Genomic DNA, 15,557 nt, shown 5'->3' with positions numbered 1-15,557 from the left:
TGCCCGACTTAGCTCTCTAGGTCGTATTCACCCTGTTTCTACAGCTGTTTCATCCTCGTAATTTGGCAAAGGTATTGTAGTTGACGACGTATATAATAATATACAAATTTTTATTATCGATGGCACGGGTAGGGGTCAAGTTCGCACGATTGTAAAGTATGACGGATTAAATCGCATTGCACAAGTAGACCAAGCTTGGAACATTATCCCTGATGATACTTCTGCCTACTTGATTAATTTTTTATACTCTGCCATTGATGGTGGTGTTGCTGCCAACAACCCCTCTGCCAGCGCTGTCGCTGAAGCACTGAGGTTAGGCTATGCAGTTGAAGATATTACTGTCCTTTCTATAGGAACAGGCGATCGCACAAGAATAATTCCCTACAAAAAAGCACGAGAATGGGGTCTAATAGAATGGGCGCAGCCACTGATTGGGGTTTTATCTGATGGTTCATCAGACGTTTACGAGTATATTACCAAGCAGATCATGCACGATCGCCTCTTACGCTTGCAATTCAAACTTGATCGGCAGTTCACCGGACAACGTTTAAGCGATGAGATTGATAATGCAACTAACGAAAATATCAACAATTTGATCGAAGCGGCAGAAGTTTATATTAACCAACGGCAAATGCAAGCAAGATTGCAAGACTTTTTACACCATAATAAGTAAATTTACAAAAAGAAAGTATGGCAGAGTTAAATTATCACCCTCAAGCTTTTGGTCAACCAAAAGCAGAACTAGGCTTTTGTAAAACTATTTTGAGTATATTCATTAAATCGCAAAGTTTTTCTCAAGAGCGGTTCTCCACCAGTTTTCCACCATTGAGGCTTAATCTTAAATTATTGTTGTTTTTCATAGCTCCTCTTAAAAGTTGAGCTACAAAGCTCAACTTTTTTTAAACCGTCAGCTAAAACCTCTCTAAATATGCAATGAATTGCCCGTCCTTAAGAACTGTCATAGCCAGATTGCGCTCTTACAATCATCTTCTGGGTAAGCAATCAATATGGCTGCAAGTTGCGTTAGGAATTTTAAACACTTCCCTCATACCTATTTTAACCACCCATCCTGCTTCAGGTGCAGAACGTGTTGAGTTAACCTATGGCATATTAGAGCGGTCTATCCCTATTAATTCTCTTGAAGTCTACGCTAAGACTGGCAAAGTAAATGCTAACCTGGCTGTATATCCACAATATGGAAGTTCTCAAGAACTCACTCAGCTACGGCAGATATTGCTAACTCGTATTCCCTTAAATGCGGTAGAAGTTTCACAGTTTCTTTACACGCCCATTGGCGAGAGATTATTAAAACGTCTGGGAGAATTTATTCAGACGGAATCTCGCTTATCAGGGTTCTACGCAATTCGAGCAGCGCTGATTTTGGCGGCGGCAGATCCACAAGGTTTAACGCTGTTAAATGTACTACGCAAGTTTCCCTCAAGCACGATTTCGATTAATTTAACCCGCAGTCGGAGAATTGTCAATGCTCTTGAGACTTTAGTTAATCAAACTCAAAAGGCGATCGCACTCATTAACGAGCAATCAAACCTTGAGGCAACCACTACCCCTACACTCACTGCCCTTGGAGTACCTTCCTTCCAACAACCGGGACGCTTTACTTGGCAAAAGCTAACTATTACGCTCAATGACTTATCCCGCAATCGTACCTTTCCTGCTGACATTTACCTGCCACGAACTTCTAGCCCTCGTCCAGTCGTTGTTATCTCCCACGGACTCGGCTCTGACAGAACCAGTTTTGCTTACCTGGCTCGTCACCTTGCTTCTTATGGTTTTGTGGTTGCTGTTCCAGAGCATCCAGGCAGTAATTCACAACAGTTGCAAGCTTTACTGGCAGGTACGGCAGATCGAGTGACTAGCTCCAGAGAATTTATTGACCGACCATTGGATGTTAAGTATTTGTTGGATGAACTCACTCGCCTATCTAGGAATAACCCAGCATTTGCGGGACGTTTGAATCTGCAACAGATTGGTGTTGTGGGGCAATCGTTTGGTGGATACACAGTTTTGGCATTGGCAGGAGCGCCAATAAATTTTCAGCAGCTTAGAAAGAACTGCCCAGCGCTGGAGGAAACACTCAATATTTCGCAGTTACTTCAATGCTTAGCTCTGCGTTTGCCACCATCTCAGTATGACCTCTTTGATCCACGAGTGAAGGCAGTCATTGCCATTAACCCTATTGACAGCAGCATTATGGGGCAAGCCAGTCTCAAGCAAATCAAAATTCCAGTCATGATTGTAACTAGTAGTGCCGATACAATTGCTCCAGCTTTACTAGAACAAATTCAACCCTTTAGTTGGTTAACAACGCCAAACAAGTATTTGGTGCTAATTAACGGCGGTACACACTTTTCCACGCTCGCACAATCACCGAACGCAGCTGTACCCGTTCCCACAGAGGTTATTGGTCCGGTTCCTGCCTTGGCGCGTAGCTACGTTCAAGCTTTGAGTGTTCCTTTTTTTCAAACCTACGTCGTCGAGCAGCCAAGTTACCGTCGCTACCTGAGCGCAGATTACGTCAATTCTATCAGTCAGGAGCCACTGCCGCTCTCGTTGGTTAAATCTCTCACTCCCACTCAGCTTGAACAAACCTTTAACGCTGTTTCTTTAAAGTGATGCGCTTTTTAAAGATAAACGGATTAAGAGATGAAAAACATCTGGTCATATTTCAGAAATTGGTTAAGCCTGAGTGTAGCAACATTCTTGGTGCTGCTCACAATTCACATTGGGTTGCCTGCACTTCTTCTTTTTCTACAAGTACCATCCTTTGAACTTAGTGTTGGTGACTTGTGGATTCTGAATTGGAAGAATGAGGCAAGCGGTTCTGGTATCGGATTTAATCTAGTGCCTTTATTAGTGATCGCTATTATGGTAGGTTTAGTAGGAATCTTAATTAAATTGAGCTGTAATGTTAGATAATAAAATAGTGATTATTGCTGCTATTCAAATACGGAAGGAGATTGAGAATGAGTGGCTGCTGGCGTCTAGTAATAATGCTTCTGGTTCAATTACCAAAGCCCTTGCTAGGGCTACTCGTTGCTTTCCCTAAATAATGTCGGCTTTACATAAATGCGGGATGAAAATGTTTTTGACTGATTTTTTGGAATCTCAATTGGTTAATTGTCTTACCTATTATGTTGGTAGATAAATCTACCTGTAGAAAGAAAAACAGCGGGAGCATCTCATAAAGGACGCCCCCGAACAATTTGAACAAAGCGCGGATCAGCTAAACACTCAAAAATGGATTAATGTTGCCAGAAATATTTGGGTCTAAGGGTTAGTCGTATCATGCTCTATCTTAAATGCAACGTGCATCTTAAGAAGAACACATAGGTCAGAATTCAGAACTCAGACGGGTATCCCCAAAGAGAGTGGGGGATTTGATAAGGACGCCTTTTTTTCTTGCGCCTACACGCCCGTGAAAAAAATTCTTTTTCATATGATTCATCGATATGTTCGCATGTACCCTTTAAAAATTGCGCTCATTCTGAGTTCTGAGTTCTGAGTACTTTCTTCGGTCACCTTGTAACGCACAATTTGATTGTTCTCGACATCAGCAGTCCAATTAGTTATTTCCAATCCGCTAATGCCATGTAGCGTTCGCGCCGCTTCCGCTAAACCCTGTTTTACTGCGTCATCAAAGCTTTTTTCTGCTATATGCCACAATCTCAATAATCTTAGCAACAGTCAGGAAAAAAAGTTTGTGTAATTAATTCTGCGTGAGTACTTACTGCATTAGAAATAGCATCAGATAGTCAACCATACTGTAACCATAGTAAGTATATTTATACACTTTCTTGATTGTCTCAGCTAACAAACTTGTGAAAATGTTTGTACAAAAACTGCTGAACACCTTTATGCATCTGTCTGTGCTGTGTAATCTTTAGACATCGACCGAATTTAATGATGCGTTACCTGAAACCTTTGTAGATACCGTAAAGTACTGTCTCTACATTCATTTTCACTGCTATGTCTTTTGTTTTCATAAAAGGGCGAAAGAATATCACTTGCAAGTGCAGACTAATAAAGTGTCTCTTGAATTAATTATCTAGATTGCGAATGACGAGTCCATCCATTACCATAGTGACTCCTTTGATACAAGAAGTTGTGTTATGCGCTGCTCGCCAAGCTGCCCAATTAGGAACAAAACCGATTAGGGAAACTCTACCATTCTCTACTATCACGTTTACATCTTCAGCTTCTACATCCATATCCCGTTCCAAAGCATTTTCAATGCTTCTGGCAATTTCCTCATCTTCAGCTTCCTTTGTAGGTACAATCGCTATTTCATTGACAACATCAATCACCCCAGTAATACCGTAAGCAGTATTTTCTGCCTGAAATTTCTTCCAAAAAGCATCTACTGTACCTTGGAGAGTCAGTAAACCCCCAATAACGCTGACATTGATCTTATTAGCATCAATATCTGGATTCTGAGTTAGAGCGTTCATCACATTGGATACGATTTCTTCATCTGTAAGGATAGAGGTTATCGGCGGATACTGTACCCGGAGTTGATTGTCTATCTCAATTATTCCTGCCACCTCTCTCACATATTCCTCAACCTTATGTTTGGCTTTGTAGCTTGACACTGCACCTGTGAGGGTCACTTTGCAATCATCAACTACTACACTAACTTCAGCTGAATTCACACGGTCGTCCCAGCGAAGTTTATCCACAACTATGGTTTTAAGTTCTTCATCTGTCATGACACCCTCCTTTGTCAAAACTTTTCAAAAAGTGCGGTCGCTCTGATATTTTTCACCTCTATAGTATTAAACTAATTCGTAATTTATAATTTGTAATTCGTAGTTAAAGACGGTTCCAAACGGGGATTTAAACCCCAACCAAAAAGACGACCACTAAAAATGCTGCATGGAATGCGGCATTTGTTGATAATTTGTTATTCAAATATAATAAAACTGCTTTTAGTTTGAAGATATGTCTAAATGGTGGAAAACTTGTGGAGCTTTAAGCAATATTGCCAAAATCACTTTGTCATGGAGATAGTGGACAAGCGGAAGCAGACAAGCTCACAAAGAAGCTAAACCGAAGTTAGAGGCTTGAGTCCGCTGTAAAGCACTCTTCCCTTCTGTAGGGGTATATTTGTAAAACTGTCATGCTCCCGTTGCATTCCATCTTGGTAATTGGGCATATTAGTGAGTTATCCACAAGTTTTCCACTATTGGGATTTATATTGTAACTATCAGCTGCAAGTTATTTATTTAATTGAAGTTTGTCAATTAAAATTATTCATACTGCTTCACGTTAAAAGATTTGTGGAGTATGAATTGTAATTAATCATACTGCTGAACGCTTAAAATTAACTGCGAAGGAGGGATAATAATGCACGCAATACAAAATTTAATTCCAATCACAAGCAATACTTTCTTGCTAGCACTCTGGATTTCAATGTGGTGTATAACAAAGCAACAAATTATCTTCACATTGACCGATATTACTAGTAAGCTTTTTTGGTATTCTTTTAACTAGAAAATTCCGCCCGCTTTAAGCGGAATTTAAAGTTTATTAAAACTTTATTAGAAATTGATTAGCCGTTCTCCCAAGGGGAGTTGCCCTCGTGTTCAAGTAAGACAACAAAAATGAACGAGCAAAATAATCATACTTCCTCATTACAGAAAGCTAACAAGCAGAGTGAGGACAGCAATCAACAAATACCGCAGCCACCAAAGGGTTGGCAGCGCTTTATGTGGTTGGGACCAAGCTTTTTGTGGATGCTCTCAGCAGCGGGTTCAGGTGAATTGCTATTCACGCCTCGGATTGCGGCTCTTTACGGCTATTCTCTGCTGTGGGCGCTGCTTGCTGCTGTTATCCTCAAATGGTTTATTAACCGTGAGGTGGGGCGCTTTTCAGTTTGCACAGGCGCAACGATACTCGAAGGCTTCAAGCAAATTCCTGGTCCCAAAAACTGGGCAGTCTGGCTGATTTTACTGCCGCAGGTGTTTGTAGCAATCTCTACCGTAGCTGGACTCTCAGGTGCTGCCGCCACAGCACTGATTTTAATGACTGGAGGAACTGTCCAAATGTGGACAGTAATTATCATCATTGTAACGGCGGCGATCGTCCTTTTAGGGCAATACTCAGTTGTGGAAAAGATTTCCTCCTATATAGGGATTGCCCGTACAGTAGCAGTGGTAGCCGCAGCTATTTTTGTCTTCCCCAACGTGCGCCAACTGACAGCTGGTTTAGTACCGCAAATTCCAAATAACGTCCAATATCAGGAAATTTTACCTTGGCTGGGTTTTATGCTAGCAGGGGCAGCAGGGTTGATGTGGTACTCCTACTGGGTGGAAGCCAAAGGTTATGGTGCTGCTGGGATTAAGGCAAAAGAGGCAATTGACCCCAAGCAACTAAGTCCGGAGCAAAGAAAAAAGCTGCGTGGTTGGATTTCTCTAATGACCTTTTCCAATACTTTGGCAGTGGTTGGTGCGCTGTTGGCGGCGCTGTCTTTTTTGATTCTGGGTGGGGAGTTACTGCGTCCAGCGGAACTAGTGCCAAAAGAAAATCAGGTTGCCCAAACGTTGGGTAGTTTATTGGGCGATCTGTGGGGACCGTTTGGTTTCTGGTTTATGGTGGCGATCGTTTTCATCACCTTCTGTAGTACCACGCTTTCAGTAGAAGATGGCTTTGGGCGGATGTTTGCTGATGGTACGCAGATTATTTTGCAAGGATTTGGCGTGCAAGGTCGCTGGAATAACGAAAAGTTTTTGCAGCGCTTTTACATTGTGGTGCTATTGGCAGTACTGCCTATTGCGATTTACTTGTTCTTCGGTGAACCTGTGGGCTTGCTGCAAACAGCTGGAGCAATTGAAGCTGCCCATATTCCCATTGTCACCGGACTCACCCTCTACCTGAATTACCAAATGCTGCCAAAGGAACTGCGCCCGTCGAAGTTCACCTTTGGCGCAACGGCGATCGCCGGAATTTTCTTCGCCGTATTTGCCGTTATTTATCTCTACCAGCTACTTGGCTAATGAACCCTTACCCTATTCATCTGCTATGACTTTAGCAACTAAACCACTATCTAACCGCATTGCCGTAGTTTTCGATTTCGACGATACCCTCGTGCCGGATACCGTGGATAGTCTACTCAATAGCCTCGGTATTAGCGCTCTTCAATTTCGGCGAGAGCGGATTCAACCACTGATTGACAAAGGCTGGGACAAAATTCTTGCCCGATTCTACGCTTTGATTGAGGAATCGCAGCAACAAAACAATAAGATTACACAAGAATATCTTGCCAGGTTTGGTCAAGAGTTAGCTCCCATTGATGGTGTGCCATCTATGTTTGATCGCCTGCACCAAAGTGCTTATGAACTCAATCCAAAAGTGGAAGTTGAGTTTTACCTGATTACCTGCGGTATGGTAGAGATTGCTCGTCATAACTGCATCGCCCCCAAATTTAAAGCTATGTGGGGTTGCGAGTTTCACTATGGCAAAGACGGTGGGATTGAGTTTCTCAAGAAGATTGTTACCCATACCGAAAAAACCCGCTACCTCTTCCAAATCGCCAAAGGTATAAATCATAACAAAGATGATGGTCAGATGTTTGTTTATCGGGATGTGCCACAAAAGGAACTGCACGTTCCGTTAACGCAAGTGATTTATGTTGGTGATGGCGCATCTGACATTCCCTGCTTTTCCCTTTTGAATCAAGAGCGGGGAGTAGCGATCGGCGTTTACAAAGACAGCACGCCTCAGGAATGGGGACAGGAGTTAAGCATTACCCAAAGTCAGCAAGTAGTAAATCTAGCAACTGCTGATTATAGTGAAAATTCTGAACTGATGCAATCGCTGAAGCTGGCGGTAGAGAGTATCTGCAAACAGATTTCTCTGCATCAATTGAGCGTGGGAGAATAGAGAAATTTGAACTATTACTTTCGCCTTTACTCACTAGAAATACAGAGTTATGCAAAATTTGTGGTATAAAAACGCAATTGTCTACTCCCTGGATGTCGAAACATTCATGGACTCAGATGGAGATGGGATAGGTGACTTTCAAGGACTTACCAAGTGTCTAAATCATCTATCTGGGCTAGGGATTACCTGTCTGTGGCTGTTGCCATTTTATCCTTCTCCCAACCGAGACAACGGTTACGACGTAATGGACTACTACAACGTTGATCCACGACTGGGGACGCTAGGAGACTTCGTGGAGTTCGTGCATCAGAGCCAAGAACGAGGTATTCGGGTACTAATTGACCTGGTAGTAAATCACACATCAAATCAGCATCCCTGGTTCCAAGCGGCTGCAAGAGACAAACATTCCAAGTATCGCGAATACTACGTATGGTCGGATAATCCGCCCAAATATAACCCAGAACTACTGCTCTTCCCCAATGTGGAAGAAAGTATTTGGGAGTACCATGAACAGGCAAAGTCTTACTATCTGCATCACTTCTACAAAGAACAGCCAGATTTAAATATTGCTAACCCAGCAGTGCAGGAAGAAATCCGTAAAATCATGAATTTCTGGCTGCAACTTGGCGTGTCTGGTTTTCGCATCGATGCTGCCCCATTTTTGATCAACCCAATTGGGATCAAGGAAGCGGAGCATCCTGAGTTGCGAAGCTTTTTAGGACAAATGCGAGATTTTCTTTCATCGCAACGAGGTGATGCGGTGCTATTGGCAGAAGCAAATGTAGAGCCGGACGAAATTCCCGTTTACTTTGGCAAGGGCGACAAAATGCATCTACTGTTCAGCTTCTTGTTGAATCAACATATGTTTCTGGCTTTGGCGCGTGAAGAATCAGCAGCGCTGCATGATGAGTTAAAAATATTACCCGATATTCCCCACATCTGTCAATGGCTCAATTTTGTGCGTCACCATGACGAACTGACGCTTGATCGCCTCAGTCAGTCTCAACAACAAGAAATCTTCCAAGTCTTTGCTCCAGATAAGAATATGCAAATCTTTGGGCATGGCGTTCGTCGTCGCTTACCACCGATGTTAGGGGGAAACCGCCGTCGGATCGAACTCACTTACAGCTTGATGTTTACCTTGCCCGGTACGCCACTGCTACGTTATGGTGAAGAAATTGGCATGGGTGATGATCTATCACTTGAGGGTCGAAACAGCGTCCGCACGGTAATGCAATGGTCAGATGAACCGAATGGCGGCTTTTCCACTGCTCCATCAGATGCTCTTGTCCGACCAATGATCGCACAAGGAGAGTATGGGTACAAACGGGTTAATGTCGCTTCCCAACAGCGCGATCCTGCTTCTTTAATCAACTGGATGGAGCGCCTAATTCGCATCCGCAAGCAGTGTCCGGAGTTCGGTCAGGGTAAATGTCATATTCTTAACACGAATGAGGTAAGCGTTTTTGCCCATTGTTGTGAATGGAAAGGTAATGCGGTTATTGCCCTCCATAATTTTACAGATAAACAGTGTATCGTTACAATCGAAGGTAGTGAGTATAAGCATCTGATTGATTTGTTTGGCGATCGCCAGTATGAATCTGTTGACGGCAATTCCCACTCCATACCATTAGAAGGATACGGCTACCGCTGGTTTCGGGTTAAGACAATAGCTAATAGCTAATAGCTCATTGCACTTAACCATTAGCAATTAACCATTAACAGTTTATTCTCACCGAGTTACACAAGACGATTATGGCTCATATTGGTTATCATGCCTCCCACGAACAGTTCAAACCTAGCGAACTGCTGATGTACGTGCAAATGGCAGAACAAGCAGGCTTCACTCTTGCTCTGTCTTCCGACCACTTCCACCCCTGGAGCCAAGAGCAGGGACAAAGCGGTTTTGCCTGGTCATGGCTAGGTGCAGCTATGCAAGCAACTTCTAGTCTTTCCTATCGCGTAGTCTGCGCCCCCGGACAGCGATATCATCCCGCAATCATTGCCCAAGCAGCGGCAACTTTGGCACAGATGTTTCCCAACCGCTTCTGGCTTACTGTAGGTAGCGGTCAGGCACTTAACGAAAATATTACTGGGGATAAGTGGCCGATCAAGAGCGATCGCAACACCCGCCTCAAGGAATGTGTAGATGTAATTCGCGCACTTTGGGCTGGCGAAACAGTAACTCATCACGGTTTAGTCTGTGTTGAACAAGCAAAGCTTTATTCTCGACCAGAAACACCTCCCCTAATCATTGGAGCCGCCATCACTGCCGAAACCGCAGAATGGTTGGGCAGTTGGGCAGATGGATTGATTACGATTTCTCGCCCACCCGAAAAGCTACAAAAAGTCGTTGATGCTTTTCGTCGCGGAGGTGGAGAAGGCAAGCCGATGATTTTGAAAGTGCAGCTTTCTTACGATCGCACTCTTGAGTCAGCATTACAAAAAGCTCATCAACAGTGGCGTAATAACATTTTTCAAAACATTTTGATGACACAATTGCAAACTCCTCAACAATTTGATGCTGCAGGAATGTTTGTACAGCCCAAGGAGCTATACGAACACGTCCGCATTTCGGCAGATCATAAGCAGCATATTGAGTGGCTCCAGAAAGATATTGAACTGGGGTTTGATGAACTGATTCTGCACAACGTCAATCGAGAGCAGCAGCAGTTTATTGAGGTATTTGGCGAAAAAGTGCTGCCAGTACTGGCATAAAGCAGATTTTAGTTAGATTTAAAAATTGCGTTCATGAAACAAAAGAGTGGTTGGCAAAAATATCCTTCCTTAACGACAACGCTTGTGTTAACTGCAACGGTTTTTGTAACTCCCTGTTTGGCTGTTAATACAGATCAACTTCAGGAGATTGAATCTTCTGCCTTAGAAACGACATGGCAAAAAAACCAGGGTGAATATCAACTGGCGAAATACTCGAGTAGCTGCCGTCGGGTTATGGCAAGAAACGGTCTTTACGTCTGGCGAAAGCCAAATAACGGTTCTTTCGTTACTCGTTTAGACTATGGACAACAGGTGACGATCCGAAATCGTGGTAAAAATGGCTGGGTGCCAATTTCAGCCCCTGTACGAGGTTACATATTTAATACTAATTATCTTGCCTCATGCCAAGCAGCAGCGACACCCCCAAATCAAAACCAATGCCGCCGGGTTGTAGCCGACTCCGGGCTTGTTGTGCGGCGATCGCCTTCTATTAATGCAGTGAGGGTTGGAGTAGTCCCCAATGCTCGAAATGTTTTGATTGCGAAGCGGGGAAAAAATGGTTGGGTGTCAATTGCAGTTCCGCTCATTGGCTATGTGCAGTCAAAGTACCTGGGCTATTGTTCTGGGTAGATCTCTACAACAAAATTGAGAAGTAGCTTTGTTTTTTTCAAAGTTATTTAGATGCAATTTATGGGCGCAACAGCTTAATATAGCAGTCCTAAATAATTTGTAAACATCCTGTTAAGACTGTTAACTGTTGACAGTCAATAGTCAACAGTAATTGTCTTGAAAAAAATTTTTTTGTTAATACCTGAAATAAGTATTATCAGGGCAAATATTATACATACTTATCAAAAACGCGTGGGCGATCACTATTGGTAATCCCTTGGGTTTGCAACAAACCGTGACAGTCGGCGTTATCAGTGCTATTAACCGCTCCTTAAATCTTTCCACCAGACCCAGTAGCTATATTCAAACTGATCAAGATCTCGTCCCAGTAATATATTGATACGTGCTTTCGTATTAATTTGCGCTCTATTTAGCAATCATCGTGCTTTGAATGCAATCATCTTTGGTTTAGCCGCTGATTTAGTACCAGGTTTTCGGTTGAGGTGGGGGATTTGGAGCGCTTTAATTGGTTCAATTGCTTTGGCAATTATTAACTCTATCCTTTTGAGACTTGTGGCATCGATTGTTTAAATGCTCTCTCAACTGCGGTAGACAATGTACATCCCGCCGATATACAGTACTATCAGCGCCAGCCCATCCCAAGTAATGTAAAGTCGTGACGGGCGTGCAGCACGGTAAATCAACCCGACAATGACTACCAAGATAACACATAAGGCTACCTGAATCAAAAGCAGCATGGCATCCCTGCCGATCTTATGATGCTATGTTAATACTTCATCAGACTGAGTGAATTATAGGAATACTTAGAAATTTTTCCAAACTAGCAAACCATATTATGATTGAAGCCTGATTTAACAAAGTCAGTCTAGAATTTATGTGTTTAATTTCTACTGCACCTTTTTTAGCAATATATACAATTTTACCTAGAAGTAAGTATTAATAGCTAAGTATGCTCTCATTACTTTTGGCGAATCTGGGGAAGTCTGGCAATTGGTTTATCGATTTGAAACTTTTAGAGCCTATTTCTAAAATAGTACTTTTTGGAAAATTTTCTAATTTACACGAGTTTTCCACTTTTTATAGCTAACTTACAATCATATCTTCCACCTTTCGGGCTAAGTATCCATGTTTAAGCATTTGTTTGGTTAAGTTAACCCCTGATATTCAACAGGAAATCAACCAAAGTAATAAAAAACGAGGAGTTTTAATTGTAGAAGTGTCTCCAAACTCTCCGGCAATGCTCTACCACAACGCGAACGCAAACCAAATGACATAGCTTGAATATGAGAAGCTAATTGTATAGTTTAAGCTTGACACTTGAAACGTGTGATAGATATGAAGTTGAGTAGAATAAAGGAATAATTGCAAAATGGTTCTTTACAAACTTGAGGATTTTGACGCAAACTACCAAAGCTCTTTTGGTGGTAATGACATCAAGGGTTATGATGTCTATTCAGATAGAGATGATGAAAAAGTCGGTACTGTTAAAAATATATTAGTTGATGAGTTAGGTCGTTTCCGGTATCTGGTTGTTGACACTGGTTTTTGGATTTTTGGAAAGCAAGTATTAATACCAGTAGGTCGGACTCGAATTGCCCAAGGCGATCGCCGCGTTTATGCCGTGGGGTTTACCAAAGAACAAGCAGAAAATTTGCCTGAGTTCAGCGAAGACTTGAGAATTGATTACGATTATGAAGAGCGAGTGCGAGAAATTTATCGCACTGAACCTTTAGAGACATTAGTACCTTTAGAGGCGTCAGCTCCTTTAGATACACCCGTGGCATCCATACCCTATAAAGTTCCCAAAACAGAGGCTACTCCGGCTGCGGATAGAAACATTGATGATGATCGCAATACATACACCTACCAACAAGAGCCGGATTTGTACGAGATGAATGAGCAGGATCATCAAACCCTAAAACTGTACGAAGAGCGATTGATTGCCGACAAACAACGTCACAAGACAGGGGAAGTTACAATTGGCAAACACGTTGAAACAGAAACACAACAGGTTTCAGTCCCAGTAGAAAAAGAGCGAGTTGTGATTGAGCGAGTGACTCCAGAAAACGCTCTTCAACTTGTTTCTCCTGGGGAAACTGCTTTCCGCTCAGAAGAAGTCGCACGTATAGATATCTACGAAGAGAAGCCTGATATTCACAAAGAAGCCGTCTTGCGTGAAGAAGTCAGAATCAAGAAACAAGTAGAGCAAAAAATAGTTAGCTCAGAAGAACAGATTCGTCGAGAAGAGCTAGATGTGGATAGCGAAGGTCGTTCAATTGTAGATAAAAAATCAAGTAGAAATTGAATCAAGCTACGTGCTAATTGCTTGAAGAATCAATTGAGAAAGATACAGAAGCTAATGTGGGTAGCGGTTTAAACGACGCTACCTATGAGGCGAGAGTCCAACCTTTGTACGTAGCCGAGTTACAAATTGTTGCTGACTCTACTGCTATTTTGTAACTCCAATACTTTTTAAACATAGAGAACAAATATTATGCTTGGAATCATCATTACCTGGTTAGTAACAACTATTAGTTTTTTGATTATTTCCCGACTACCTATTGGAGTGGAAATTGACAGTTTTGGTAAAGCTGCCATTTCTGCTATTGTTTTCGGGATTTTAAATGCTCTCCTAAGACCAATACTGAGTTTTTTCACCTTTCCCATTATTATTTTAACCTTAGGTCTATTCCTCGTTGTCTTGAATGCCATCATTTTTGGGTTAGCCGCTTTTTTAGTAACAGGATTTCGACTGCGCTGGGGTTTCTGGAGTGCTTTGCTTGGTTCAATTGCTTTAAGTATTATTAATTCTCTACTTTTCAGCTTTTTAGGAGCGCTGAGCTTATAATACCAATTTTCAACCATCTTGACTACACATCAAATACCTATGCAAATTGAAGGAGGAAAAATGATAACGTTGAATAAATATAATAATCACAAAGGAAGTTGGAATATTCTTATAGATGCCATAGCCATTGCATTAACGGCTATACTTCTTCCTGCTTGTGCCGACAACGAGCAGCAAGCGACTACTCCTGAAACTACAGCAGCACAAGCAAACGCTCCTACTGCTTCTACACCTTCAGCAGACAAACAAAACACTACAGCATCGGAAGTTAGCGAGAAGACAAATGCCCTCATCGGTAAACTCGTTACTGTTAGGAGCCAACCTATCAATAGGGTGAGTGATAACGTATTTACAATTACTGACAGGCAAGTTTTTGGTGGTGAAATAATTGCAGTTGTGAATAATACTGGTAAGCCTGTTAACTTACCTGAACCTCAGGATGCAAGATTGCAAATTACAGGTACGGTTGCTAAGTTTAACACCAATAGTATTCAGCAAGAGTACAACTTGGATTTAGGTCAACAAGATTTGTATCGAGATTATGAAGGTAGACCGGCAATTATTGCACGGTCAATTGCGCTAGCGCCTGTACCAGGTGAAATTGGCGAAAATCCAAAGACATATTACAACAAGGTTATTGCTGTACCTGCTGATATTGCAAGAATTTATAGTCCTAGTGCATTTGTTCTTGAAGATAATACACTCCTTGGCAATAACCCATTGTTAGTCTTAATTACGAATCAACTAAAAGACAAAGCTCCTATTAAACAAGGTGAAAGGATTGTTGCTACTGGTACACTTCGCCAATTTGTTATCCCTGAGCTGGAAAGAGACTACAATTTTGCTTTTGACCCACAGTTGCGAAAACAGCTGGAAGTAGATTATGATAAAAAGCCTGTGCTGATTGTCGAAGGTATATATCCATCAGCATTACCACAAAGCGCTAAATAAGATAAAACACATCTAAATTGCACCTTGGCATTTTGTTTCAGAGTAGCGTTCTATCAGCGGCTTTAGTGTCTCAATGTGTTCACCGGACCAAGATGCAAGAAGTTGACAGGTTTGGGCAAGTTCGACTGCAAGGAAAGTTTTCGGTTCTCAGTTCTTAGCGAGAGCAAACTTTATGGTTGACTGGATTACTAACGTTATTTCTTCCCTTGGTTATCTAGGTGTCGCTCTATTGATGGCGTTAGAAAGCGTCTTTCCTGTCTTGCCTTCGGAGGTGATCATGTCTTTAGCAGGATTTAGTGTCACTCAGGGCAAGTTAGGCAGCTTGCTTTGGGTGGTTGTGGCAGGGACAATAGGTTCTATGCTAGGTATTTTACCTTGGTATTACATTGGCAAGCGTGTGGGTGAAAAAAGGTTGAGGCAGTGGATAGACAGACCTGACTTTTCCCGTTAAGTCTCGAAAAGCTTACTCACAAAGGATTATGAAGAAGGGACACTATATACGGTACAGTAA

The 15,557-nt window shown here is 42.2% G+C and carries 17 protein-coding genes and 1 pseudogene; 15 read left to right on the top strand and 3 right to left on the bottom strand.

What is annotated here, in order from left to right; genetic code table 11:
- The first annotated feature begins 229 nt into the window (after positions 1-229).
- The 4 genes from ICL16_RS16980 (at position 230) to ICL16_RS16965 (ending at position 3,067) form a co-directional block, all read left to right on the top strand.
- A complete protein-coding gene (locus ICL16_RS16980) occupies positions 230-673 on the top strand; it encodes a patatin-like phospholipase domain-containing protein (protein ID WP_190829844.1) in 444 nt (147 codons plus the stop codon).
- Positions 674-933: 260 nt separating this feature from the next.
- Positions 934-2,634 carry an alpha/beta hydrolase gene (locus ICL16_RS16975; RefSeq protein WP_190829842.1) on the top strand — a complete coding sequence of 567 codons (1,701 nt, stop codon included), beginning with the start codon at positions 934-936 and terminating at the stop codon, positions 2,632-2,634.
- Positions 2,635-2,664: 30 nt separating this feature from the next.
- Positions 2,665-2,937, top strand: coding sequence for a hypothetical protein (locus ICL16_RS16970; protein WP_190829840.1), 273 nt, complete (start codon positions 2,665-2,667; stop codon positions 2,935-2,937).
- The gene (locus tag ICL16_RS16965) at positions 2,927-3,067 is read left to right on the top strand and encodes a hypothetical protein (protein WP_190829838.1); all 141 of its coding nucleotides are present in this window, start codon (positions 2,927-2,929) and stop codon (positions 3,065-3,067) included. Before ICL16_RS16970 ends, ICL16_RS16965 begins: the two co-directional genes overlap by 11 nt.
- 395 nt (positions 3,068-3,462) lie before the next feature.
- Here the strand turns inward: ICL16_RS16965 and ICL16_RS16960 are convergent, their stop codons facing one another.
- Both ICL16_RS16960 and ICL16_RS16955 read right to left on the bottom strand, forming a co-directional pair.
- Positions 3,463-3,702, bottom strand: coding sequence for a dodecin family protein (locus ICL16_RS16960; RefSeq protein ID WP_190829836.1), 240 nt, complete (start codon positions 3,700-3,702; stop codon positions 3,463-3,465).
- A 356-nt stretch (positions 3,703-4,058) separates the two neighbouring features.
- Positions 4,059-4,727, bottom strand: a complete 669-nt coding sequence (locus tag ICL16_RS16955) for a BON domain-containing protein (RefSeq protein ID WP_190829833.1) — start codon at positions 4,725-4,727, stop codon at positions 4,059-4,061.
- Between the two features lie 894 nt (positions 4,728-5,621).
- Between ICL16_RS16955 and ICL16_RS16950 the strand changes: the two genes are divergently transcribed.
- The 6 genes and pseudogenes from ICL16_RS16950 to ICL16_RS16925 all read left to right on the top strand — a co-directional run.
- Positions 5,622-7,013 (top strand): Nramp family divalent metal transporter, encoded by a 1,392-nt coding sequence (locus tag ICL16_RS16950; RefSeq protein ID WP_190829831.1) that lies wholly within the window; start codon positions 5,622-5,624, stop codon positions 7,011-7,013.
- Between the two features lie 25 nt (positions 7,014-7,038).
- On the top strand, positions 7,039-7,899 hold the full coding sequence (locus ICL16_RS16945; RefSeq protein WP_190829829.1) for an HAD family hydrolase: 861 nt from the start codon (positions 7,039-7,041) through the stop codon (positions 7,897-7,899).
- Positions 7,900-7,948: 49 nt separating this feature from the next.
- Positions 7,949-9,583, top strand: coding sequence for an alpha-amylase family protein (locus ICL16_RS16940; protein ID WP_190829827.1), 1,635 nt, complete (start codon positions 7,949-7,951; stop codon positions 9,581-9,583).
- Between the two features lie 71 nt (positions 9,584-9,654).
- Entirely contained in the window at positions 9,655-10,617 is a 963-nt protein-coding gene (locus ICL16_RS16935; protein ID WP_190829825.1) for a TIGR03885 family FMN-dependent LLM class oxidoreductase, read from the top strand.
- A 33-nt stretch (positions 10,618-10,650) separates the two neighbouring features.
- A complete protein-coding gene (locus ICL16_RS16930; protein ID WP_190829823.1) occupies positions 10,651-11,247 on the top strand; it encodes an SH3 domain-containing protein in 597 nt (198 codons plus the stop codon).
- Between the two features lie 426 nt (positions 11,248-11,673).
- Positions 11,674-11,817 (top strand): annotated as a pseudogene (locus ICL16_RS16925) (phage holin family protein); the annotation flags it as partial.
- Between the two features lie 8 nt (positions 11,818-11,825).
- Here the strand turns inward: ICL16_RS16925 and ICL16_RS16920 are convergent.
- The gene (locus tag ICL16_RS16920) at positions 11,826-11,984 is read right to left on the bottom strand and encodes a hypothetical protein (RefSeq protein WP_238360811.1); all 159 of its coding nucleotides are present in this window, start codon (positions 11,982-11,984) and stop codon (positions 11,826-11,828) included.
- 632 nt (positions 11,985-12,616) lie between these two features.
- On the opposite strand from ICL16_RS16920, the gene ICL16_RS16915 reads away from it, so the two are divergent.
- The 5 genes from ICL16_RS16915 to ICL16_RS16895 all read left to right on the top strand — a co-directional run bounded on the left by ICL16_RS16915 (position 12,617) and on the right by ICL16_RS16895 (position 15,497).
- The gene (locus ICL16_RS16915; protein WP_190829821.1) at positions 12,617-13,552 is read left to right on the top strand and encodes a DUF2382 domain-containing protein; all 936 of its coding nucleotides are present in this window, start codon (positions 12,617-12,619) and stop codon (positions 13,550-13,552) included.
- A gap of 17 nt (positions 13,553-13,569) precedes the next feature.
- On the top strand, positions 13,570-13,707 hold the full coding sequence (locus tag ICL16_RS16910; protein ID WP_190829819.1) for a hypothetical protein: 138 nt from the start codon (positions 13,570-13,572) through the stop codon (positions 13,705-13,707).
- Between the two features lie 34 nt (positions 13,708-13,741).
- Positions 13,742-14,095 (top strand): phage holin family protein, encoded by a 354-nt coding sequence (locus ICL16_RS16905; RefSeq protein WP_190829817.1) that lies wholly within the window; start codon positions 13,742-13,744, stop codon positions 14,093-14,095.
- A 60-nt stretch (positions 14,096-14,155) separates the two neighbouring features.
- Entirely contained in the window at positions 14,156-15,046 is an 891-nt protein-coding gene (locus ICL16_RS16900) for a hypothetical protein (protein ID WP_190829815.1), read from the top strand.
- 172 nt (positions 15,047-15,218) lie between these two features.
- Positions 15,219-15,497 carry a DedA family protein gene (locus ICL16_RS16895; RefSeq protein WP_238360810.1) on the top strand — a complete coding sequence of 93 codons (279 nt, stop codon included), beginning with the start codon at positions 15,219-15,221 and terminating at the stop codon, positions 15,495-15,497.
- Positions 15,498-15,557 lie beyond the last annotated feature (60 nt).

The sequence above is a fragment of the Iningainema tapete BLCC-T55 genome, from assembly GCF_014698965.1.
GTDB lineage: Bacteria > Cyanobacteriota > Cyanobacteriia > Cyanobacteriales > Nostocaceae > Iningainema > Iningainema tapete.
The sequence above is the reverse complement of the archived record's forward strand: the minus strand, read 5'-3'. Positions and strand labels throughout refer to the sequence as shown.